The following is a 22527-nucleotide window of genomic DNA, read 5'->3' as shown; positions in this document are numbered from 1 at the left end:
TTTCTGGTCATGTAGAACTCCTCGATAAATGTATTTTCCACTTATCGAGGTGTCCGGGGAAATTAGACCACTGCACTGGCGCTTTCCCGGCTAAAGCCCGTCCTGCAGGGAAAGCACCCTTCGATCAGCGCTTGTTCAGCCGCAACGCCAATCGATCCCCGCCCAACTGGATCACCGCCACCAATATCACCAGCAACACGATCACGGTGAGCATCACTTGGGTGTCAAACCGCTGATAACCGTAGCGATAAGCGATGTCGCCCAACCCTCCGGCGCCAATCGCGCCCGCCATGGCCGATGAATTGATCATCGTCACGAGGGTGATGGTGAATCCCCCAACGATGCCCGGCAGCGCTTCGGGCAGCAGCACGTGCCAGACGATGTGCCAGCGGCGGCAACCCATCGCTTGTGCGGCTTCGACCAAACCGTGGTCCACCTCGCGCAAGCTGACTTCCGCAATGCGCGCGAAGAACGGCGTCGACGCAATGGTCAGCGGCACCACCGCCGCCCACACGCCGTAGGTCGTGCCGACGATCAGCCGCGTGAACGGGATCAGCGCGACCATCAGAATCAGGAACGGCACCGACCGGAAGATATTCACGAACGCCCCCAGCACCCGGTTCACAGTGGGCGCTTCAAAGATCCCGCCCTTGCCGCTGGTCACCAGAATCACCGCCAATGGAATGCCCAGCATCAACGCGATCAACGACGACACGCCGACCATCAGGAAGGTATCGATGACGCCCTGCCAGAGACGATCAAGCCACATAACCCAGTACCTCCGCCTGCTGCGCGTGTTTGCGGGCGCGATTGAGCAATTCTTCCGCCGACAGTGGCGAATGACTCACCGCCAGCAGCAGATGACCCAGCGCACGCCCTTGAATGCGTTCGACGCCGCCATGCAGCAGGCTCACCCGCCCGCCAAAGGCGCTGAACAACGCCGACAGATCAGGCTCCTTGCCGTCGCTGCCGGTGAACTGCAGATCCAGCACAACGCTGGCGTGATGATCGGAAGGGTGCGGCTGCAAGCGCGCTTGAACATCCTCCGGCAGCGCCTGTTGCAGCGGCGCCAGCAGCGTCTTGCTCACCTCATGCTGCGGGTTGCCGAACACCTGCCAGACCGGGCCTTGCTCGACAACCTGACCTTTTTCCAGCACCACCACCCGGTCACAGATCTCCCGGATCACCGCCATCTCGTGGGTGATCAAAATGATCGTCAGCCCCAGGCGCCGGTTGATCTCACGCAGCAGGCCGAGAATTGATTGCGTGGTCTCCGGGTCGAGTGCCGAAGTCGCCTCGTCGCACAGCAGAATCGCCGGATCATGCACCAATGCCCGGGCAATGCCGACGCGCTGCTTCTGCCCACCCGACAACTGCGCAGGATAAGCCTTGTGCTTGCCCTCCAGCCCGACCAACGCCAGCAGCTCGGCGACTTTGCGCTGACGCTGTGCCTTGGGCACGCCCGCGACCTTGAGCGGCAGCTCGACGTTCTGCCACACAGTCTTGGCCGACATCAGATTGAAATGCTGAAAGATCATGCCGATGCGTCGGCGCAGCGCCACCAGCGTGTCTTCGTTGAAGTCGCCGATGTCCACCTGATCGATCAGCACGCGGCCGTTGCTGGGTTTCTCCAGACGATTGATGGTGCGGATCAGCGACGACTTGCCTGCGCCGCTGCGGCCGATGATGCCGAACACCTCACCGCGCTGGATATCCAGGTCGATGCCCTGAAGCGCCGGCACCGGCCCTTGCGGACCTTCATAGACCTTGCCCAGATTAATGAAACGCACATGGGCGTGTTGCTTCTGCGGAAGGAGTTCGGCTTGCTCGGCGGCATGGGGAGCCTCAGCCCCCTCAAGCGTCAAAGCGCGTTGCGCGGATGCGGTCATGGTCAGTTCTTCCAGCCAACTTGATACAGCGAGCCATTGACCTTATCCAGCGAGGCGCGCACGACGGGCGAGTGCTGGTAGATATCGATGAACTTGGCCAGACGCGGGTCATCCTTGTGGTCCGGTTTGATGACGAACTGAATCACGTATTCCGGGTGGTCGAGGCCGTCGAACAGAATCGCCGAGCCAGCATCGAAGGTCTTCGACAAACGAATGTAGGCCGGGTAGCCCTGCACCAGATCGGCATCGTCATAAGCGCGCACCAGTTGCACGGCTTCGACCTGGATCAGCTTGATCTTCTTCGGATTGGCGGTGATGTCGTCTTCGGTGGCCTTGTAACCCACCCCCGGTTTCAAGGTAATCAGGCCGGCCTTGGCCAGCAGTTGCAGACCGCGTCCGCTATTGATCGGGTCGTTGGCGATCGCCACAGTCGCACCGGTTGGCAGCTCATCGAAGCTTTTGTACTGCTTCGAATACAGCCCGACGTTGTTGATGATGCCCGGCGCGTAGGGCACCAGATCGAAGCCGGACGCGGCCTTGGCGTTTTCCAGAAATGGAATGTGCTGGAAGTAGTTCACGTCGATGTCACCGGCGTTGAGGCTGACGTTGGGCGCGATCCAGTCGGTGAATTCCACCAGCTCGACCTTCAGGCCTTGTTTCTCGGCTTCGGCGACGGCGGTTTCCAGCGGGATGGCGAACGCCGCCGTGGTGCCGACTTTGAGCGGTTGATCAGCGGCGTGGGTGATCCCGGTAAACAGGCCCAGGGACAGCGCGAGGGTGAGGAGGGTTTTGGTCATGGGTGGTAATCCGGGTCAGTGGTCTGGTTTGAATGCTTAGATGTCTGTGAAGCCGTCTTCGTCCGGACGCGGCCCAGACCAAGCGCGCTCCTACACGTTGCGGCGCGTTCTGTAGCTCGCCCCTGCGTGGCGATCCGGCAGTCGCGCGTCGCCTTCAAATAACTTCTCGCGCAAGGTGCCGTGTTCGTACGCGGTCTTGTACGAACCCCGTCGTTGCAGCTCGGGGATCACCAGATCGATGAAATCCTCGTAGCTCTCCGGGGTGATGATGCGGGTGAGGTTGAAGCCGTCCAGACCGGTTTCGGCGATCCACGATTCCAGCTCGTCGGCGACCTGCTCGGGCGAGCCAATCAGCGTGAGGTAACGGCCGCCCAGGGCGTGCTGATCGAGCAACTTCTGGCGGGTCCAGTCGTTGTTCTTGAGGATCTTCGTCGCTGACTGAATGGCATTGCCTTTCACGTGCTGGATCGGCTCGTCGAGCGCGTAGTCGGCGAAGTCGATGCCGGTGGACGCGGCAAAATGGGCGAGCCCGGCCTCCGCGCTGGCGTAAGACCGGTACTCCGCATGCTTGGCCCGCGCCGCTTCTTCGGTGGCGCCGACGATCACGTTGAGGCCCATGAACACCTTGATGTCATCGGGATTGCGCCCGGCGGCCACGGCACTGGCGCGAACCTTGTCGACCTGTTCGCGGGTCGCGGGTTTGTTCTGCCCGCTGATAAACACGCACTCGGCGTTGCTGCCGGCAAACTGCAAACCGCGCTCGGAACTGCCCGCCTGAAACAACACCGGCGTGCGCTGCGGCGACGGCTCGCACAAGTGATAACCCTCCACCTGATAGAACTCGCCGCTGTGCTGCGCGGAGTGGACCTTTTCCGGCTGGGCATAAATGCGCGCCTGACGGTCCTCGATCACCGCGTCGTCCTCCCAACTGCCTTCCCACAGCTTGTACAAAACCTCCAGGTACTCATCGGCCTGGTCGTAGCGGCGGTCGTGTTCGATCTGCTCGGTCAGGCCCATCGCGCGTGCGGCGCTGTCCAGATACCCGGTGACGATGTTCCAGCCCACGCGTCCGCGGGTGAGGTGATCCAGCGTCGACATGCGCCGGGCGAACAGATACGGCGCCTCGTAGGTGAGGTTGGCGGTCAGGCCGAAGCCGAGGTTTTTCGTGACCGCTGCCATGGCCGATACCAGCAGCAACGGATCATTCACCGGCAACTGGATCGACTCCTTCAGCGTCACGTCCACCGACTTCTGATAGACGTCGTAGACCCCGACGATGTCCGCGATGAACAAACCGTCGAACAGCCCGCGCTCCAGCAACTGCGCCAGATCTGTCCAGTACTCCAGGGTCTTGTACTGGGTGGACGTGTCCCGCGGGTGTGTCCAGAAGCCGTGATTGATGTGGCCAATGCAGTTCATGTTGAACGCGTTGAGCAGGATCTTTTTCTTGCTCATCAGATCGTCCCCCGGCGTGGCGGGTTGACGTCATTGAGGTAGTAATTGCCGATGGCGTGATACTTCCAGCGCACCGGGTCGTGCAGCGTGTGAACCCGCGCGTTGCGCCAGTGCCGGTCAAGGCCGTGCTCCGCCAGCGTGGCCTGGGAACCGGCGAGTTCGAACAACGTGCTGCCGGCATCCAGTGAGATTTCGGTGCTGATCGCCCGCGCTTCCGCCACCGCAATCGATGCCTGGGCCAGCGTTTCGGGCGTGGTCTCGGCCTGTGCGCGATCAAGGTATTCCCCTGAACGTTCAAGCAGGGCTTCGGCGGCGTGCAGACGAATGCCGAGCCTGCCGAAGCTGTGCAGCGTCAGCGGATCATCGACAGCTTTTTCGATGCCGGAGTCGATCCATGGCCGGGTGCGGGTGCGCACGAAATGCAGCGCGTCTTCAAAGGCCGCGCGGGCGATGCCGGTGTCGATGGCGGCATGGAGAATCTGCGCCAGCGGGCCGACGGTGGTCGGGCGTTCGAACGCTGTCTGAAAAGGCACCACGTCATCGGCTTCGACGTACACGTTATCGAACACCACCGAGCCGCTGCCCGTGGTGCGCTGTCCGAACCCGCTCCAGTCGTCGATCACGCTCAGCCCCGCCGCATTCGCCGGCACGAATGCCAGCTGCTGCACGCCGTGGTCATCGACCACCGAGGTCGGTATGCGTTGGGCGTAAAGAGCGCCGGTGGCGTAGAACTTACGGCCGTTGATGCGCCAGCCGTTGCCGTCGCGGCTCAGGCGGGTGGTGCGGTCGTGGGCGGTTTTGGTGCCCAGTTCGGCCAGCGCGTTGCCGAAGCGCTGACCGGCAAGGACCTCTGCATACAGCCGCGCCTGCTGCGCCGGGCTGCCATTCACCCGCAGCACTTCCAGCGCGTAGAAGTGGTTCTGTGGAATTTGCCCCAGGGAGGCGTCGGCGGCAGAGATGATCCGAATGACGTCGGCCAGGGTGACATTGGAAACGCCTGCGCCGCCGAAGGCCTTCGGCACGCTGATGCCCCACAGTCCGGAGCGGGAAAACGCTTCCAGTTCCTGATGGGGCAGACGCCGTTCGCGATCACGCGTAGCGCTCTGTTGTTTAAAATCTTCCGCCAGCGTGCGGGCGATGCGCAGTGCCTCGGCGTCGTCACGAATGATCGCGGTCACGGCGGTCGCCTGCGTGTCACGCGGCAAGGTTTGAAGGCTCATAGGTGTGCTTCCAGTGGTCTGGTTATATCCAGGAATGACGGGCAGGCAGGGTGCCGTTCAGGTGCCAGGCGCCGACGGCGTGCACCTTCCAGCGCACCGGGTCATGGAGGGTATGAACCCGCGCGTTGCGCCAGTGCCGATCCAGATTGAATTCAGCCAACGTCGCGCGACTGCCCGACAGCTCGAACAGTTTTTCACTGGCGAGCAGGGCGATCTGAGTGGTCAGCACCTTGGCTTCGGCGACCACGATGGACGCCCGCGCCGCTGAGTGTTCGTCGATGGGTGCGGCGGCAATGTCATCGAGCACGCGACCGGCCTTGCGCAACAGCGCTTCAGCGGCGTGCAGTTCGAGCTTTAACTTGCCGATGTCGGCGATCACATAGGGATCGTCACTGGCGCGCTCCACATTGGCGTCGATCCATGGCCGTGAGCGCTCGCGCACAAAACGGATGCTTTCGTCGATGGCTTCCCGGGCAATGCCCGCATCGATGGCCGCCTGAATCAGTTGCGAAACCGCGCCCTGAATGTTCGGCGACAGGCCGAGCTTCCAGTTATCCACAACGAGCTCGCCACTCACGCGCACGTTTTCCAGCAGCACGCTGCCGCTGGCGGTGGTGCGCTGACCGAAGCCGGACCAATCATCGATGATGTGCAGCCCCGGCGTCCCGCGTGGCACGAACACCAGCACCTGTTTGCCGTCGTCATTGATGGCCTTGACCGCCACCCAGTGGGCGAACAGCGCGCCCGTCGAATAGAACTTGCGGCCGTTGAGCAAATAATGATCACCGTCCGCAGTCAGTCGGGTTCGCACGTCGAGGGTGTTTTTGGTTCCTCGCTCGGGGCCGCCGTTGCCGATGCGTGCGCCGCCCAGGATGCTGGCGAACAGGGTTTCCTTCTGAGCCTCTGTGGCGCTGCCCGTCAGCGAGTAGAGGATGCCGAAGTGGTTCTGTGGAATCTGGCCCACGGCAGGGTCAGCTGCCGAGAGGATGGCGAAAACCTCGGCCACTGTGACGAATGACACTTGGGGCCCGCCGTACGCGCGCGGCACCGAGATGCTGCCCAGACCGCTGCGGGTAAACAGTTCGATTTCCGACCAGGGCAGTTGCCGCTCGCGGTCTCGCGTAGCGGCATTGGGGCGCACGATCGCGGCCAGTTCATGGGCCGCGGCAATGGCGTCGGCGTCGTTACGCAATACGTTGGCAGGAAGCAGGGGAGGAGCCACGTCCAGGGTGTGCTGGACAGAAAGGGCGTTCAGATCAGTCATGGTGGTGACCTTCTCGAGCGCGAGCACTGGGGTCGTTGTGCTTGACCATTCGAACCTCGAATCAATACCGCGATGGCGGCGGGAAAATTGACGATGGTCCGGTGGTCCGGTGCATATACCCTAAGCGTGTATAAAAATTAAATAAACTCACATTTAGGCATAAGCATAGAAGGCGAAATGGCGGCGGCCGTCGCCAGCGCCGTGGCTTGGGTGTAGGTCAGGCATGAGCCGAAAGCCAGCGCCAGAATCATGTACTTGACGATATGTCTGCAGGGCATGGCGAACACCTCGTGAAGGGTTTCACCGCAGGCTAGCAGTCAGTCTTCGCTGGACGAGGGAGGAATTTGTAGGACGCTGATGCAGATCATGTGGGAGCTTTCTTCTCCTCTGCGGATCTGTGGAGGTGTTCACATTGCACGACGCCATGTGGCGGGCATGTGGCGGGCAGCACACGTGTCGCAGCGCGCAGAAGGTGCGCCGCGACAGCGTTCTGGGCAGGGTCGATATCAAACTTCGGCCCCATCGGTCACGTCGGTCGATACCTTGATCAGCCGTGCCGGCGCCCAGCGCGAGTTGTTGCCGACCCGGTCAATCACGCAGTAGCTCACCTCCAGATGGGGATCATCGCCGGTCTCGCGCACCAGCTCTGCCGGTATGTCAACAACGATGGGCCGGCCGACGTCGTCCTGGGTGAGGGGTGGCAAGTCCAGACGCAGGTCGCCCCAGCGCAGGGTGATCTCGTCGTAGGCATCCATGTTGGGATAGGCGTCGAGGGTGAGCTGCACGCCCTCGTCGAAATGGCGCGCCGTCAAACCGTCGTGCATGACCGACTCGGCGAAGGTCACCGGTGCCAGCCCCTGATTCTCATCGCCCTCGCCGCTGACCAATTGACCGCCGGGAGTCTCCAGTTTGACCCACAGTTTGGCGCCAGGAGACTTAATGGGTTCGCTGCCAATTTTGGTAACGCGATAGTAGGTTTTAACTTTTCCGCTTCGAAGAAAACTTTCGGGTACATGTAGGACGGATGTATGCCCGATGTCGGACTCCGATAAAAGTTTTGACGCGGCATAACAGCCTCCCCAAAACAATTCGATCAAGTCACCACAGTCCATTTCTGGCCAGGGGTCAATGTGTACCTGCAGATCGGCCGCCGCAAGGGCGCCAATCCCGTGCTTGTTCGACTGTGGGAGATACGGGGCCATCAACTTGAAAGACTGAGTCATTACAGGGGTATGGATCATCTTTTAATACTCTTCGAATGTGTGCCTGGGTCAAGGCAAGTCAGGTAGTTAATTCATCGCAACTGCAACGTGGAAACGACTGGCACTAGTACACGCCGGGATGCGCAGGCATGGCAAACATTACAAACGGTGGCAATTGGTGAGTTGCCGTTTGGGAAAGAAAATAAACACGGAGCGATTTCAGCTAATTGTGTTGCGGTGTTTGTGTCAACGGCATTTAAGTTTTTAAAGTCTGTGAGAGACAAATGCAGAAGTTTCCTACACTCGGGCGTTGCTTATGGGAGGGAGTTACGACTCCGGTCCTACCTGAGCGGCCGGGCGTGCCGCCTTTGACAGCCAGCGAGTGGATGAAAAGTGTCAGCGGCAGTTATTTGTGGGCGGAGAAATGGTCAATCAACGTTGCGGGGAAGCGGAGAGAGTGAGGGCTGTACATATAGAAAAAATAGATAGATGTGCGGCGGTTAGCCGGCGTCGAAACAGTAAGACTTTTAGTGGATCAACGCTTTTCTAAATATGAACGACAAAGAAAACGGCGCCTGTTGGCGCCGTTTTGAACACATATCGTGTCGGACTAGTTCCTGCTGCGCTCAAGAAACTGCCTTGTGCGTTCTTCTTTGGGATTGGCAAACAGCGCTTTCGCCTCACCCTGTTCAACGATGACGCCCTTGTCGATGAAAATCACCCGGTTGGCGACGTCCCGCGCGAAGCTCATTTCGTGGGTCACGATCACCATCGTGCGTTTCTCCAGCGCCAGGGCGTGAATCGTATTCAGCACCTCGCCCACCAGCTCGGGATCGAGCGCAGACGTCGGTTCATCGAACAGAATGACTTCAGGCTCCATGGCCAGCGCACGGGCAATCGCCACCCGCTGTTGTTGGCCGCCAGACAGCCGACGCGGATAAGCGTCCTCTTTCCCCGCGAGGCCGACTTTCGCCAGCAGCGCGCGGCCCAGCTCGATGGCCTGCTCGCGCGGCATCTTCTTGACCACGGTCGGGCCTTCGATGACGTTTTCCAGCGCCGTGCGGTGCGGGAACAGGTTGAAGTTCTGGAAGACGAACCCGACATGCTGGCGCAGTTGCCGGATCAGTCCCTGTTGCTGGCTCAGCGGACGGCTCAAATCGACTTTGATGTCGCCCACGACAATGCTGCCGCTCGTGGGCACTTCCAGCAGGTTCAGGCAGCGCAACAAAGTGGTTTTGCCCGACCCGCTTGGGCCGATGATCGCCACCACCTCGCCAGGCTCGACCTTCAGGTCGATGCCCTTGAGCACTTCGTTGCCCTTGAATTGCTTGGTCAGTTTTTCAACCGTGATCATGCCTCAGGACTCCACGTCGTGGCGGTTGGCCCGTGCTTCCAGGCGATTTTGGAAATGCGCCAGGATGCTGCACAGCACCCAGTAGATCACCGCAACGGTGAGATACATGGTGAAAATTTCCAGCGTCCGCGAAGAGATCAGCTGCGCCTGGCGGAACACTTCCGGCACCTGAATGGTGGCGGCCATCGCCGTGTCCTTGACCAGCGAAATAAAGCTGTTGCCCAGTGGCGGCAACGCGGTGCGTGCAGCTTGCGGCAAGATGGCGCGGCGCATCGTCTGGGCGCGCGTCATGCCGATGCTCGCAGCGGCTTCCCATTGCCCTCGGTCCACCGAACTGATCGCGGCCCGAAGGATTTCGCAGGCATATGCGGCCATGTTCAGCGAAAGACCGATCAGCGCTGCGGTGATCGCATCCAGTTCAATCCCCAGGTCCGGCAAGCCGTAATAGATCATGAACAGCTGGACGAGAAGCGGCGTCCCACGGAAAAACGACACGTAAACCCTGGCAACGGCACTGATGACCCAGATCTTCGACAAACGCATCAGTGCCAGGCCGAAGCCCAGCACCAATCCGAAAAACATCGACCCCAGGCTCAAGCCCACCGTGTAATACGCGCCCTTGAGCAAAAAGGGCGCGGAGTCCAGCGCGAGCTGAAGGCTCTCTGGGATCATTTGGTCACGTCAGCCTTGAAGTACTTGTCCGACAGCTTGGCGAGGGTGCCGTCGGCGCGCAGCTTGTCGATGGCCTTGTTGATCGCGTCCAGCAATTCAGGCTCGCCCTTGCGCAGTGCGACACCGGACTCCTGACGGGAGAACGCTTCGCCGGAGACCGCCAGTTTGTCCTTGGTCTTGGCGACCAGTTCCAGTGCAGCGAGGCGATCGACGAGGATGGCGTCGATACGGCCGACACGCAGGTCCTGGTATTTGGTCGGATCATCGTCGTAGGTTTTGACGATGGCATCAGGCACGTTGGCTTTGAGCCATTCTTCGTAATTGGTGCCCAGGCCGACGCCGACTTTCTTGCCTTTCAGGTCAGCAGCCGTCTTGATCACGCCGACGTCTTTGGTCTGCACCAACGCTTGAATGCCCGACACGGTGTACGGTTCGGAGAAGTCGTACTTTTTCTTGCGCTCGTCGGAGATGGTCACCTGATTGATCACCACATCCAGACGCTTGGATTCCAGCGCGGCCAAAATGCCAGCCCACGGCGTGGCTTGCAGCTTGACCTTGACGCCCAGTTCCTTGGCGAGTGCTTCAGAGAACTCGACTTCAAAACCGGTCAGTTTGCCGTCTTCACCCACGAAGCTGAACGGGGGATAAGTGCCTTCCAGGCCGACATTGAGGGTTCCATTCTTTTTGATCGTTGCCAGTTGTTCGCCAGCCATAGCCTGGCTGACCAGACCGGTGCCCAGCACCAGGCTGAAGGCCGACAACAGAAAGGTGCGGCGGATTGCAGACATGTTCATGAAAGTCCCCTGTTTTAATTGGAATGTCAGGCAAGTATCAGACCCGACGAAGCTACGTTGGGATCACGCGTTTATCCAGCTTTTTCAGTCGCCTGCGAGGCTCTGCGCGCCGGCTGGCGGCGATCATAAGACCCGAACCAAGACCTGAAAAATAATAAAAATCGGACTGCTTATCAGTTTTTGGAATATTAAGCCCGTGCAACCCTGCGAGCAGGAGTGTGAAGGTGGCTCTATGCCGCCGAAAAGACGCCCTGGTACGCAAACAAGGCAGGCGCCCCGCCGGTGTGCAGGAACACGATCGGCCCGTCTTCGAAACGCTGCCGGCCAATGCCGTCGAGCAGTCCGGCCATGGCTTTGCCGGTATAGACCGGGTCCAGCAGCAGCCCTTCATGACTGGCCACCAGCCGGATTGCCGCCAGCGTACCGGCATTCGGCTCGCCGTATCGAGGGCCGAAGTACTCATCCCACAGCTGCACCTTGAATGCGGCGGGCAGTGATTCGCCCAGCAGCTCGACGGTTTGCTCCGCCAGACGCTGAACCTTGGGCGCCTGGGTTTCTTCCGGGCGCGACACGGTCACGCCAATCACCGGGAGCTCGGGCAGTTCTTCAGCCAGCGCAAGTGCCAGGCCGCTATGGGTGCCGGCACTGCCCGACGCGAGCACGACGGCTGCGAATGACAGGCCGCTTTGCTTGATCTGCTCGGCCAGTTCAAAACCGGCCTGCACATAACCCAAGGCGCCGAGGGCATTCGAACCGCCGATCGGCACCAGGTACGGCTTCTTGCCGCTGAGACGCAGTCGGCTCGCAAGTGCTTGCAACTGGTCGTCTGCATTGTCGAGGTTCTCGACCAATTCGACCTTGGTATCGAACAAATCCAGCAACAGGCGATTGCCGTTGCCCAGGTAATTGCTGTCGTCAGTCGCGGTCGGGTTTTCCAGCAGGGCGACACAACCCAGGCCAAGACGGGCGGCGAGGGCGGCGGTTTGGCGCACATGATTGGACTGAATGGCGCCCGCAGTGATCAGCGTGTCGCACCCTTGAGCCAATGCGTCGGCCGCGAGGTATTCCAGCTTGCGCAGCTTGTTGCCGCCCATGGCCAACGGGGTGATGTCGTCGCGTTTCGCGTAAATGTCGCGGCCGGCCCAGGTCGAAAGGCGTTCCAGCTTTTCAAAGGGCGTCGGGCCGCCGAGCAATTCCAGACGGTTAAAACGGGCGAGCTGTTGTTTGATCATGGTGGCGTCGACAGGTCTGCATTTGAGTCGCAGGACTATAGGCAGACGTTTCCCGCAGGGCAACCGCCCGGCGTCCGCCATCCTCCAGGCAGAAGCCCCACAAAAATAGTTATTTTTTTGCCGCGAAGGGATGTCGTAGAGTGATTCCACTTCGGCCGTTACAGCCTGACTCGCCGTTGAATTGAGGAGAAATCTGCGTGAGCACTATTCCCGACCTGTCCCCGGAATCCTGCGCCGAGGGCGTGACCGGCCACTGGCAATTGCAGCGGATTGTGGGCGAATTGCGCGCCGCGCGTGATGACTGGCGTACCAGCAACGGCCGAATCAGCGGCGAGAAGGGCGGCCGCGAGCTGCCTTCGCGGGAGGCCATGCGCGACATTCTCGATGCCTTGTGCGGCGCGCTGTTTCCGATGCGGCTGGGGCCGGTGGACCTGCGCGAAGAGAGCGAGGACTTCTACGTCGGCTACACCCTCGACGTGGCGCTGAATTCGTTGCTCGACCAGGCGCGGCTCGAACTGCGCTACGCCGCCCGCCAGAAAGGCCAGGATGCCAGCTGCGCGGACGTGCATGCGGAACGGCTGATTCAGGATTTCGCCAGCGCGCTGCCGACCATTCGCCGCATCCTCGACACCGACGTGCTGGCGGCGTATCACGGTGACCCCGCCGCGCGGAGTGTGGATGAGGTGTTGCTGTGCTACCCGGGCATTCTGGCGGTGATCCACCATCGTCTGGCCCATCACCTGTATCACAACGGTTTGCCCCTGCTGGCACGCATCAGCGCCGAACTGGCCCATTCCGCGACCGGCATCGATATTCATCCCGGCGCGCAGATCGGCCCAAGCTTCTTCATCGATCACGGGACAGGCGTGGTGATTGGCGAGACTGCAATCATCGGCGAGCGCGTGCGCATTTATCAGGCGGTTACGCTGGGCGCCAAACGCTTCCCTTCCGATGAGGATGGTCAGTTGCTGAAGGGCCATGCGCGCCACCCGATCGTCGAAGATGATGTGGTGATTTATGCCGGTGCCACGATTCTGGGGCGCATCACCATCGGCAAGGGCTCGACCATCGGCGGCAACGTCTGGCTGACGCGCGGCGTCCCGGCGGGCAGCAACGTCAATCAGGCGAGCCTGCAGCACGAGGATGGCTGTCCGAAGTAGCCCGTCATATCGCAAATTTCCGGGTGCGCACGCTGGCCTCTTCCCGGCTGAAGCCGGTCCTACTGATCGACCGCGTACGCTTCGTAGGACCGGCTTCAGCCGGGAAGGCGTTAGTCGTCATGTCGCAAATCTTCTTGCGCGCGCACTGGCCTTTTCCCGGCTGAAGCCGGTCCTACTGATCGACCGCGCACGCTTCGTAGGACCGGCTTTAGCCGGGAAGGCGTCAGTCGTCATGTCGCAAATCTTCTTGCGCGCACGCTGGCCTCTTCCCGGCTGAAGCGGGTCCTACTGATCGACCGCGTACGCTTCGTAGGACCGGCTTTAGCCGGGAAGGCGTCAGTCGTCATGTCGCAAATCTTCGGGCTGCTCACACTGGCCTTTTCCCGGCTGAAGCCGGTCCTACTGATCAACCGCGTACGCTTCGTAGGACCGGCTTTAGCCGGGAAGGCGGCGTGTGTCACTCCGCAATTTCTTCAGCGCTTTAAAAACCCTCCCGAACCCACGGAACGAAAGGCTTTCGTCGTCCGTCCTACCCTCGCCTGAGAGAGCGTCACGCCACTGTGCATTAGTCTCCAGCCGTGTTTTCGTGTTTTAATTGAACGTTCAATCAAGTTAAACCGGTGGTTCGCTGCCCGCTGATCTCAGGAGGCCTACCTTTGCCGCATACACGTTGCATGATCAATCCCCTCGCCCGCGCGGCGGTATTCATATGAATAATTCGAGCGCTCCGAACAGCTCGGCTGTTCGCATGAACGGCCCTGTTTTCTACTTTGCCGCCAGCTTCATCCTGATCTTCGGACTGGTCGTGATCGGTTTCCCGGAAGCCTCGGGTGCCTGGTTGCTTGCCGCGCAGAACTGGGCCGCCAATACCGTTGGCTGGTACTACATGCTGGCCATGACCCTGTATCTGCTGTTCGTGGTTGTTACCGCGATCTCAGGCTACGGCAAGATCAAGCTTGGCGCGGACCACGACGAACCCGAGTTCAGCTACCTGTCCTGGGCCGGCATGCTGTTCGCCGCAGGGATCAGCATCACGCTGTTCTTCTTCTGTGTGTCCGAACCGCTGACCCACATGCTGGCGCCGCCACAGGGGGAAGGCGGGACCACCCAATCGGCACGTCAGGCCATGCAGCTGCTGTTTCTGCACTGGGGCCTGCACGGTTGGGGCGTGTTCGCGTTCGTCGGCATGGCACTGGCTTACTTCGCGTATCGCCATAACCTGCCGCTGGCATTGCGTTCAGCGCTGTATCCGCTGATCGGCAAGCGCATCAATGGCCCGATCGGCTATGCGGTCGACGGCTTCGGCATCATCGCCACCATCTTCGGCCTCGGCGCCGACATGGGCTTTGGCGTTCTGCACCTGAACTCCGGGCTGGACTACCTGTTCAACGTGCCGCACACCCAATGGATTCAGGTGGGTTTGATCACCCTGATGATGGGCGCGGCAATCCTCGTGGCCATTGCAGGCGTGGACAAAGGCGTGCGCGTCATGTCCGACATCAACATGCTGCTGGCCTGCGCGCTGCTGCTGTTCGTGTTGTTTGCCGGGCCCACGCAGCACCTGCTCAATACCCTGGTGCAGAACATCGGTGATTACCTCGGCGCACTGCCGGTCAAGAGCTTCGACGTGTATGCGTACGACGGCCCGAGTGACTGGCTGGGCGGCTGGACCGTGTTCTATTGGGCGTGGTGGATTGCCTGGTCGCCGTTCGTGGGTCTGTTCATTGCGCGTATCTCCCGTGGCCGCACCATTCGTGAATTCGTCTGTGGCGTGCTGCTGATTCCGCTGGGTTTCACCCTGGCCTGGATGTCGATCTTCGGTAACAGCGCCATCGACTTGGTGCTGAACCACGGCATGGCGGCCTTGGGCCAATCGGCTATCGACGATCCGTCGATGACCCTGTACCTGATGTTGCAGACGTACCCGTGGAGCCGGACGGTCATTGCCGTGACGGTGTTCATCAGCTTCGTGTTCTTTGTGACCTCGGCCGACTCCGGCACCGTGGTGCTGTCGACACTGTCCGCCAAAGGCGGCAGCCCGGACGAAGACGGCCCGAAATGGCTGCGCGTGTTCTGGGGCGTGATGACCGCGCTGATCACCAGCGGGTTGCTGTTCTCGGGCAGCATCGATGCGCTGAAGTCAGCAGTGATGCTGACCTCGCTGCCGTTCTCCCTGATTCTGCTGCTGATGATGTGGGGGCTGCATAAGGCGTTCTATATGGAATCCCAGCGCAAGATCGCCCAGCTGTATTCGCTGGCACCGGTCTCTGGAGCGCGGCGCGGCGGATGGCGTCAGCGTCTGACCCAGGCGGTGGCGTTCCCGTCCCGGGACGAGGTTTACCGCTTCCTCGATCAGACCGTGCGCCCGGCGATTGAAGAAGTGACGGCAGTGTTCGTCGAGAAGGGTCTGACGGTCGTGACTCAGCCGGATCCGGCCAACGACACCGTAGGCCTGGAGATCGGCCACGGTGAAGAGCGTCCGTTCGTGTACCAGGTGACCATGCGTGGCTACTTCACGCCGTCCTTTGCGCGCGGCGGCATGGGCTCCAAGCAGCTCAACAACCGCCGTTACTACCGTGCCGAAGTGCACCTGAGCGAAGGCAGTCAGGACTACGACCTGGTGGGCTACACCAAGGAACAGGTGATCAACGACATCCTCGATCAGTACGAGCGCCACATGCAGTTCCTGCACCTGGTGCGTTGAGGCTGTTTCGTTTGTAGAAACACGCGTGCCCGCGACGGCGTCGTGCCAATCCCCCTGACCGGGGGCTGCCACGAAATCTTCGCGGGCACGCGCGCTTCTACCGCCTGGTTTTACGCCAGGCCACCATTCGCCCGCAGCACTTGACCATTCACCCAGCCTGAATCCGGGCCGGCAAGGAAGGACACGACGCTGGCGATATCTTCCGGCTGTCCCAGCCGTTGCAGCGGCGGCATGTTGGCGAAGTGCTGGATCTGCTAAGCGAACAATTGAATGCGCATCGCCGCCTGTCTGCGCTGAACGGGTGGCATTCGTCCACTCGCTTGAACCCCCTCGTCGCACGGAAATCCGAGTAATCTCACGGGTTTGGTTATGTGACCTGACTTCCATACAAGAAAGAGAGGACTGGATGACTTACATCGCTGCCGAAAACCGTTATGAACGCATTCCCTATCGTCGCGTAGGCCGTAGCGGCCTGGTGTTGCCAGCGCTCTCCATGGGGCTGTGGCACAACTTCGGCGACAGCACGCCGATGGACACCCAGCGCGCGATGCTGCGCACGGCCTTCGATCTGGGTATCAACCACTTCGACCTCGCCAACAACTATGGCCCGCCCTACGGCAGTGCCGAGATCAATTTCGGCCGCCTGCTCAAAGAAGACTTCAAGCAGTGCCGGGACGAGTTGATCATCTCCAGCAAAGCCGGCTGGGACATGTGGCCGGGGCCTTACGGTCAGGGCGGCGGATCGCGCAAGTACGTGCTCGCCAGCCTCGACCAGAGCCTGCAGCGCATGGGTCTGGACTACGTCGATATTTTCTATTCCCACCGCTTCGACCCGGACACCCCGCTGGAAGAAACCGCCAGCGCACTGGCCACCGCTGTGCAGCAGGGCAAAGCGCTGTATATCGGGATTTCGTCGTATTCAGGCGCCAAAACCCGGGAAATCGCCGGCCTGCTGAAAGAGTGGAAAGTGCCGCTGCTGATTCATCAGCCGGCCTATAACCTGCTCAATCGCTGGGTCGAAAAAGACCTGCTGGACACCACCGAGGAACTCGGCTCGGGCGTTATCGCGTTCACCGCACTGGCCCAGGGGTTGCTCTCGGACAAGTATCTGAACGGCATTCCAAAAGACGCGCGGGTCAACCGTCCCGGTGGCGGCTCGTTGCAGGCGGCGCATTTGTCGGAGCAGAACATCGAGCACGTGCGTGCGCTGAACGAGATCGCCAAGCGTCGCGGCCAGAGCCTGGCGCAGATGGCACTGGCCTGGACGCTGCGCGATCCACGCGTCACCTCCGCACTGATCGGTGCAAGCCGTCCGGAGCAGATCATCGAGAACGTCGGCGCCCTCNATTAATCTGTGGGAGAAGCCGTCTTCGGCTGAGTGACGCTGGGGCTGTTGGAGCCGGCTTGCTGGCGAACTCAACACGTCAGGCGACGTTTCTATCGTTGACACCGGTCCGTTCGCCAGCAAGCCGGCTCCTACAATTTCTGGTCTAGCCCATCAATACACGGGGCTGCATCCGTTCAGCCCTCATCACCCTCGTCATCGTCCCCGCCATCGATCTTCATGCCCAATTCCTTGATCTTGCGGGTCAAGGTGTTGCGGCCCCAGCCCAGCAGCACGGCAGCGTCGCGACGGCGGCCAGCGGTATGCTTGAGCGCGGTCTCGATCATGATGCGTTCGAACGTCGGCACGGCACTGTCCAGCAGGCTGGATTGGCCGCGCGCCAGCGCTTGATCCGCCCATTGGCGCAGCGCTTGTTCCCAGTTGGTCACCGGAGCAGCGTCCTGCGGCAGGCTCAGCAGTTCAGGCGGCAGATCGCTGACGTGCACTTCGCGGCCTGAAGCCATCACCGTGATCCAGCGGCAGGTGTTTTCCAACTGACGGACGTTGCCCGGCCACGGCAGGTGCTTGAGGTATTCCTCCGTTTCCGCCTTCAATAGCTTGGGCTCAACGGCCAGTTCCTGCGCAGCGCGGCTGAGGAAGTGGCGTGCCAGCGTCGGGATGTCCTCGCGACGGTCGGACATGCGCGGGATGTGAATGCGGATCACGTTCAGGCGGTGGAACAAGTCTTCGCGGAACTTGCCGGCCTGGACCAGGGTTTCCAGATTCTGGTGAGTCGCCGCAATGATGCGCACGTCGACTTTGACCGGCACATGGCCGCCCACCCGGTAGAACTCGCCGTCGGCCAGCACGCGCAGCAGTCGGGTCTGGGTATCGGCCGGCATGTCGCCGATTTCATCGAGAAACAGGGTGCCGCCGTCGGCCTGCTCGAAACGCCCGCGGCGCAGGTTCGCCGCGCCGGTGAACGCGCCTTTTTCATGGCCGAACAGTTCGGATTCCATCAAGTCTTTCGGAATCGCGGCCATGTTCAGCGCAATGAACGGCGACGCCGACCGTGGGCTGTGTCGGTGCAGGGCGTGGGCAACCAGTTCTTTACCGGTCCCGGATTCGCCGTTGATCAACACGGTGATATTGGAGTGGCTCAAGCGGCCGATGGCGCGAAACACTTCCTGCATCGCCGGCGCTTCGCCGATGATTTCCGGCGTGCGGGTCAAGGTTGGCGGAACGGCCAGGCCTTGCTGCTCTTGAGCGTGCTGATTGGCGCGTTTGACAAGAGAAACGGCTTCGTCAACGTCGAACGGCTTGGGCAGGTACTCGAAGGCACCGCCCTGATAGGACGCCACGGCACTGTCGAGGTCCGAATGCGCGGTCATGATGATGACCGGCAGGCGCGGATGCTGTTCGCGAATGCGCGCCAGCAGGTCCAGGCCGCTGGCGCCGGGCATGCGGATATCGGAAATGATCACGTCCGGTTGCTGGCGGGCCAGGCGGCTCATCACACCATCGGCGCTGTCGAAACTTTGCGTGGTCATGCCCTCTTGCTGCAGGGCTTTCTCCAGTACCCAGCGGATGGAACGGTCGTCATCGACGATCCAGACAGTTTCACTACGGCTCATGTCGACGCTGCTCCTTGTTCCAGCGGCAGGAAGATCGAGAATGTTGTATGGCCAGGATGGCTATCACACTCGATCAGCCCCTGGTGCTGACTGATGATGTTCTGGGTAATGGCAAGGCCCAGCCCGGTGCCATCCGGGCGGCCGCTGACCATGGGATAAAAAATGGTTTCTTGCAGCTCCGGCGGAATGCCGGGGCCGTTGTCGATGATTTCGATCTTGCTGACCAGACGATGGCGCACGTGGCCGATGGTGAACTGGCGCATGGCGCGCGTGCGCAGGCTGATGCGGCCCAGACGCAGCTCGTTCTGGCTGCTGATCGCCTGCATGGCATTGCGCACGATATTGAGCACCGCCTGAATCATCTGCTCGCGGTCGATCAGCACATCGGGAATGCTCGGGTCGTAGTCGCGCACGAGGGTGATGCATCCCTGGCTTTCGGCTTCGACCAGGCTGCACACGCGCTCGAGCACTTCATGCACGTTGGTCATCGCCAGCATCGGCAGCTTGTTCGAGCCGAGCATGCGGTCGACCAGATTACGCAGACGGTCGGCCTCTTCGATGATGACGTTGGTGTAGTCCTTGAGGCTCTCCTCCGGCAGCTCACGTGCCAGCAACTGCGCGGCACCGCGAATCCCGCCAAGGGGGTTCTTGATCTCATGGGCCAGGCCACGCACCAGCATTTTGGTGGTTTCCTGCTTGGACAGCTGAGCCTCCTCCTTGGTGATGCGCAGCAAGCGATCACGGGGATGGACTTCCAGCAGCAGCATCGTCTCGGCCTGGGAAAGGATCGGCGTGACGGCGTAATCAACCGTCAGCGTCTGGCCGGTCAGTGCGGTCAGCATGGCCTCACGCTTGGTAAACGGATGGGCCTGTTCGACTGCCTGACGAAGGGAGCTGAGCGCTTCGGCGGATTCGGTGAACAGCTCGCTGATGAATTGTCCGTGGCTGCGCTGACCGCTGATGGCCAGCAGCATTTCAGCGGCAGGATTCATGTACTCGAGGCGCAGGTCCGAGTTGAGCAGAATCGTGGCAGTGGTCAGGTTGTCGAGTAACAACCGATGCAACGCATCGCTGATAGTCATGAATCCCGGTGACCTCTTTTGGCTCTATGCACACGGTCTGGGCCGTGAGTGCAGGCGCTGATTGGTCTTTGCCAGCGTATGGAAACCGCTGAAACGTGTGATGTGCTCGCGCATTCATTACAAAATGCAAAAACCAAACCAAGGCTCCGAAAAGAAGCGCGGATTGAGGAATTGCGAGCGTTTTTTGCACGGCAGGCCCGGCGACAGTGCATGAATTCCTGAATGCTGAACCAAAATGGGCGTTTAGAACGAAACCTTGTTCAGGTTGCGCACCATAATAGAGCATAGCCAGTCAGGCATGGTTTAGCGGAAAAATGGAAAGAAGCTCGATTCTTCTTCTGGCTTGTCCTTGAGGGGGCATTCGGGGCGCACGCCGTAATCATCCGTTTTGCAAGGCTGTGCGAGCCGCTTCTGCGCCAGAGAGATGCGTATCAGGTGAAAGGGCTGATTGGGGGTTCGCTCCAGCACTCGGCCGTATTGATCGACGATCTCCACGGACAGCTGGTGAGTGCCGCGGTCGATGTTGGTTAGCGGAAACACCGGGCTGCGCGTCGGCCTGCCATAGGGTTTGCTGTCGAGCAGTAACCGGTACAGGTGGTCTGGCTGTAGCTCTGGCTCATTGGTGACGGTGACATTCAGGTTGCCCTCAATGTCGCGAATCGTGCTGTCAGGTTCCGGCGCCAGAATGCGCAGCAACTGATAATGAAAGATGGGACCCGCCGCTGGCTTCGGTTTGGATGGCCGACTGGGCGCCTTCGCAGGCTGATCGACCCGGTTGGTCGGCGCAATGTCGACCTTCTTCGCATTGCGGTGAGGTTGGTCGGTGAAGACCCGATTCCCGTCTGCATCGACGTAGGTATACACCTGGGCGAGGGCGGACTGAGTTACGCCGAACAGCAGGCAGAGGGCAATGGCCAACCGGCAAAAGTGTTTAAGGTCTGCCGACATGAACTCGCTGCACTGTCAGGTTGACCGTCTCGCTTTGCTGGATGGAACGCTGATTGTCCAGCACCTGAACCGAGAAGCTGTGTTCGCCCCGTTCAAGCTCCATCACCTGCAGTCGCGGGATATTGGTGGGCTGGCCGTAGGGCGCGCCGTCCACTATCAACTGCAGCAAATGCCCGGGCTGCAGACGAGGCTCAATGGCCACGCCAACGGTGAACGAGCCGTTGTTGGCACGAAGCGCTTCGTCCTGGGGCAAGTCTTTCAGCGCGAGCACCTGATAGGTGGCAGCGGTTTGCTGGTTCTGGTTCTGGTTCTGGTTCTGCGTCGCGGGCAGTGGCGGCGGCGCGGCAGGCACGACGGTCTCGACGCTGTTGAGCGGCGGCAGCTCGACAGTTTCGGCTTTGGTGCCGTTCGGCGGCTGGTTGCTGTACGCCGTGTTCCCGGAGGCATCGGTGTATTTGTAGATCTGCGCGGCAGCGGGCAGTGCAAACACCAGCAGCAGAAGGGCGAGACATTGACGCATGAACACTCCAGTGCAGCGATCAGGACAACCAACAATGGTGCCGCGCTCAATGCATGGCGCGGCACAGGATCAGCATAGAGGAATACTGATCGACGGTGTCAGTTGAGAAGCGGATCTGCGTGCCTGCTTACTGGCTTGCCTTGATCCGGCAAAGGTCGCCTGCCGCCCGTTGCAACGCGGTCACGATGACCGGATCACTTGCCTGCCGCTGGATTTCCGACTGCACCCAACCCGGGCACTTGGCATCGCTGCGATAAGGCTGAAACGCCGAGTAACTTTGCATCAACACCGGCAGCAGCGTATCCAGCCGACCCCGGATGCCATCGGTGAGACTGGATTCGGGCTTCTCCGGAGAGTGGCCGGTTTCACGCCACTGCTCTATGCGCGCGTATTGCACCATCTTGTTGGCTTCCATCTGGGCGGTCATGAACTCGCGCACGTCGTCGGCCGCCAGTTTGAATTCACCCGCCCGTGATTCGGCGTTCTGGATCACCTGGCGCTCGCGCTCACTGTCCTGTACCGGCTTGCCGCTGTGCCATTTGCTGCGCGCCACGTCATTGGCGATTTCCAGCCTTTGCTCCATGGCCGCAATAAGCGGCTGAAGTTGCCCAGGAGGCTGCTGAGCAGGCGCCGCGTGAACGCCGGCCGACACCAGGCCGCAGGCCAGGGCGGCGAGTTGGAGCTGTTTGAGCATTGTCATGTCCTCACGTATGACCAAGCGATCACTGTTTAACATTTTGGCTGGAAGAAAGTGGCATTCCCGGTGTTCCGGCGTAAAAAACGACGAGCTCCACGGCGGTGTCTCCCGTCAGGCCTCGGTGCTGCCTGGCGACCATTTCAGGCAGCACATCGCCTGGTTTCAGCTGAATCGACTTGCCGCCTTCGCGGGTTTCTACCGTGAGATTGCCGGACACGACATAGGCCGCATTGGGCATCGGGTGCTCGTGCCATTTGAGGGCGGTGTTGGCGGGGATCTTGATGTTGAGGACCGTCAGCTCAGGGTTGCCGACAGGGTAGGCGTCATAGGGTGTTCCGTCCCAGGAAGTTGAGCTTTTGAGCAGAACGGTGGACTCGACCGTTGAGACTGGAGCGGAGCTGGACGTTTGCGCGGTAGCGCATCCGCCAAGGGCGATCATCGCCAGCAGCAGGCAGGCGGGGGTGATGTTGAGCATGAAAGAAATCCTTGTGCTTGTTGAAGAGCAGAAAGCACAAGGTTGCCGGAAGCATCGTTCCCATCTGCGGTACATATTTATAGCGACTGAACAATACGCGCTCA

The 22527-nt window shown here is 60.7% G+C and carries 19 protein-coding genes and 2 pseudogenes; 3 read left to right on the top strand and 18 right to left on the bottom strand.

Annotated elements, in window-relative coordinates:
• Nucleotides 1-124 precede the first annotated feature (124 nt).
• The 11 genes from IFT99_RS24135 to IFT99_RS24085 all read right to left on the bottom strand — a co-directional run bounded on the left by IFT99_RS24135 (nucleotide 125) and on the right by IFT99_RS24085 (nucleotide 11879).
• Complete coding sequence (locus IFT99_RS24135) at nucleotides 125-769, bottom strand: methionine ABC transporter permease (RefSeq protein WP_192135597.1); 645 nt, start codon at nucleotides 767-769, stop codon at nucleotides 125-127.
• Entirely contained in the window at nucleotides 759-1889 is a 1131-nt protein-coding gene (locus IFT99_RS24130; RefSeq protein ID WP_192135595.1) for a methionine ABC transporter ATP-binding protein, read from the bottom strand. The genes IFT99_RS24135 and IFT99_RS24130 overlap by 11 nt, the downstream gene beginning before the upstream one ends.
• Before the next feature lie 2 nt (nucleotides 1890-1891).
• Nucleotides 1892-2686 (bottom strand): MetQ/NlpA family ABC transporter substrate-binding protein, encoded by a 795-nt coding sequence (locus IFT99_RS24125; protein ID WP_192135586.1) that lies wholly within the window; start codon nucleotides 2684-2686, stop codon nucleotides 1892-1894.
• Between the two features lie 90 nt (nucleotides 2687-2776).
• Nucleotides 2777-4141: an LLM class flavin-dependent oxidoreductase gene (locus IFT99_RS24120; protein WP_192135584.1), complete on the bottom strand. Its 1365-nt coding sequence runs from the start codon at nucleotides 4139-4141 to the stop codon at nucleotides 2777-2779.
• The gene (locus IFT99_RS24115) at nucleotides 4141-5346 is read right to left on the bottom strand and encodes an SfnB family sulfur acquisition oxidoreductase (protein ID WP_192135618.1); all 1206 of its coding nucleotides are present in this window, start codon (nucleotides 5344-5346) and stop codon (nucleotides 4141-4143) included. The genes IFT99_RS24120 and IFT99_RS24115 overlap by 1 nt, the downstream gene beginning before the upstream one ends.
• Nucleotides 5347-5383: 37 nt before the next feature.
• Entirely contained in the window at nucleotides 5384-6625 is a 1242-nt protein-coding gene (locus tag IFT99_RS24110; RefSeq protein WP_192135583.1) for an SfnB family sulfur acquisition oxidoreductase, read from the bottom strand.
• A 506-nt stretch (nucleotides 6626-7131) separates the two neighbouring features.
• Nucleotides 7132-7866 carry a hypothetical protein gene (locus IFT99_RS24105; protein WP_192135581.1) on the bottom strand — a complete coding sequence of 245 codons (735 nt, stop codon included), beginning with the start codon at nucleotides 7864-7866 and terminating at the stop codon, nucleotides 7132-7134.
• A 571-nt stretch (nucleotides 7867-8437) separates the two neighbouring features.
• Nucleotides 8438-9181 carry an L-cystine ABC transporter ATP-binding protein TcyN gene (gene tcyN, locus IFT99_RS24100; protein ID WP_065991020.1) on the bottom strand — a complete coding sequence of 248 codons (744 nt, stop codon included), beginning with the start codon at nucleotides 9179-9181 and terminating at the stop codon, nucleotides 8438-8440.
• Nucleotides 9182-9184: 3 nt separating this feature from the next.
• Nucleotides 9185-9853: a cystine ABC transporter permease gene (gene tcyL / locus IFT99_RS24095; RefSeq protein WP_192135579.1), complete on the bottom strand. Its 669-nt coding sequence runs from the start codon at nucleotides 9851-9853 to the stop codon at nucleotides 9185-9187.
• Nucleotides 9850-10647, bottom strand: a complete 798-nt coding sequence (gene tcyJ / locus IFT99_RS24090) for a cystine ABC transporter substrate-binding protein (RefSeq protein ID WP_065991028.1) — start codon at nucleotides 10645-10647, stop codon at nucleotides 9850-9852. Before tcyJ ends, tcyL begins: the two co-directional genes overlap by 4 nt.
• A gap of 230 nt (nucleotides 10648-10877) precedes the next feature.
• Nucleotides 10878-11879, bottom strand: coding sequence for a D-cysteine desulfhydrase (locus IFT99_RS24085; protein ID WP_192135577.1), 1002 nt, complete (start codon nucleotides 11877-11879; stop codon nucleotides 10878-10880).
• A gap of 215 nt (nucleotides 11880-12094) precedes the next feature.
• Between IFT99_RS24085 and epsC the strand changes: the two genes are divergently transcribed.
• Both epsC and betT read left to right on the top strand, forming a co-directional pair.
• Entirely contained in the window at nucleotides 12095-13039 is a 945-nt protein-coding gene (gene epsC, locus IFT99_RS24080) for a serine O-acetyltransferase EpsC (RefSeq protein ID WP_197986109.1), read from the top strand.
• 709 nt (nucleotides 13040-13748) lie between these two features.
• Nucleotides 13749-15743, top strand: a complete 1995-nt coding sequence (betT, locus tag IFT99_RS24075; RefSeq protein WP_192135575.1) for a choline transporter BetT — start codon at nucleotides 13749-13751, stop codon at nucleotides 15741-15743.
• A 110-nt stretch (nucleotides 15744-15853) separates the two neighbouring features.
• On the opposite strand, the pseudogene IFT99_RS24070 reads toward betT, so the two are convergent.
• Nucleotides 15854-15997: pseudogene (locus IFT99_RS24070) on the bottom strand (SDR family oxidoreductase); the annotation flags it as partial.
• 152 nt (nucleotides 15998-16149) lie between these two features.
• Between IFT99_RS24070 and mgrA the strand changes: the two are divergent.
• Nucleotides 16150-17088: pseudogene (gene mgrA / locus IFT99_RS24065) on the top strand (L-glyceraldehyde 3-phosphate reductase); the annotation flags it as partial.
• 176 nt (nucleotides 17089-17264) lie between these two features.
• Here the strand turns inward: mgrA and ntrC are convergent.
• From ntrC to IFT99_RS24035, 6 genes are all read right to left on the bottom strand, one after another.
• Nucleotides 17265-18701 (bottom strand): nitrogen regulation protein NR(I), encoded by a 1437-nt coding sequence (gene ntrC / locus IFT99_RS24060; protein WP_074890141.1) that lies wholly within the window; start codon nucleotides 18699-18701, stop codon nucleotides 17265-17267.
• Nucleotides 18698-19783, bottom strand: a complete 1086-nt coding sequence (gene glnL, locus IFT99_RS24055; RefSeq protein WP_065991042.1) for a nitrogen regulation protein NR(II) — start codon at nucleotides 19781-19783, stop codon at nucleotides 18698-18700. The genes ntrC and glnL overlap by 4 nt, the downstream gene beginning before the upstream one ends.
• 303 nt (nucleotides 19784-20086) lie before the next feature.
• Complete coding sequence (locus IFT99_RS24050; RefSeq protein WP_192135573.1) at nucleotides 20087-20731, bottom strand: DUF4124 domain-containing protein; 645 nt, start codon at nucleotides 20729-20731, stop codon at nucleotides 20087-20089.
• Nucleotides 20715-21251, bottom strand: a complete 537-nt coding sequence (locus tag IFT99_RS24045; protein WP_192135571.1) for a DUF4124 domain-containing protein — start codon at nucleotides 21249-21251, stop codon at nucleotides 20715-20717. Before IFT99_RS24045 ends, IFT99_RS24050 begins: the two co-directional genes overlap by 17 nt.
• Nucleotides 21252-21378: 127 nt before the next feature.
• A complete protein-coding gene (locus IFT99_RS24040; RefSeq protein WP_192135569.1) occupies nucleotides 21379-21945 on the bottom strand; it encodes a chorismate mutase in 567 nt (188 codons plus the stop codon).
• 28 nt (nucleotides 21946-21973) lie between these two features.
• Nucleotides 21974-22423 (bottom strand): cupin domain-containing protein, encoded by a 450-nt coding sequence (locus IFT99_RS24035; protein ID WP_065991050.1) that lies wholly within the window; start codon nucleotides 22421-22423, stop codon nucleotides 21974-21976.
• Nucleotides 22424-22527 lie beyond the last annotated feature (104 nt).

This window comes from Pseudomonas sp. CFBP 8772, from assembly GCF_014841665.1.
GTDB lineage: Bacteria > Pseudomonadota > Gammaproteobacteria > Pseudomonadales > Pseudomonadaceae > Aquipseudomonas > Aquipseudomonas graminis_B.
The sequence above is the reverse complement of the archived record's forward strand: the minus strand, read 5'-3'. Positions and strand labels throughout refer to the sequence as shown.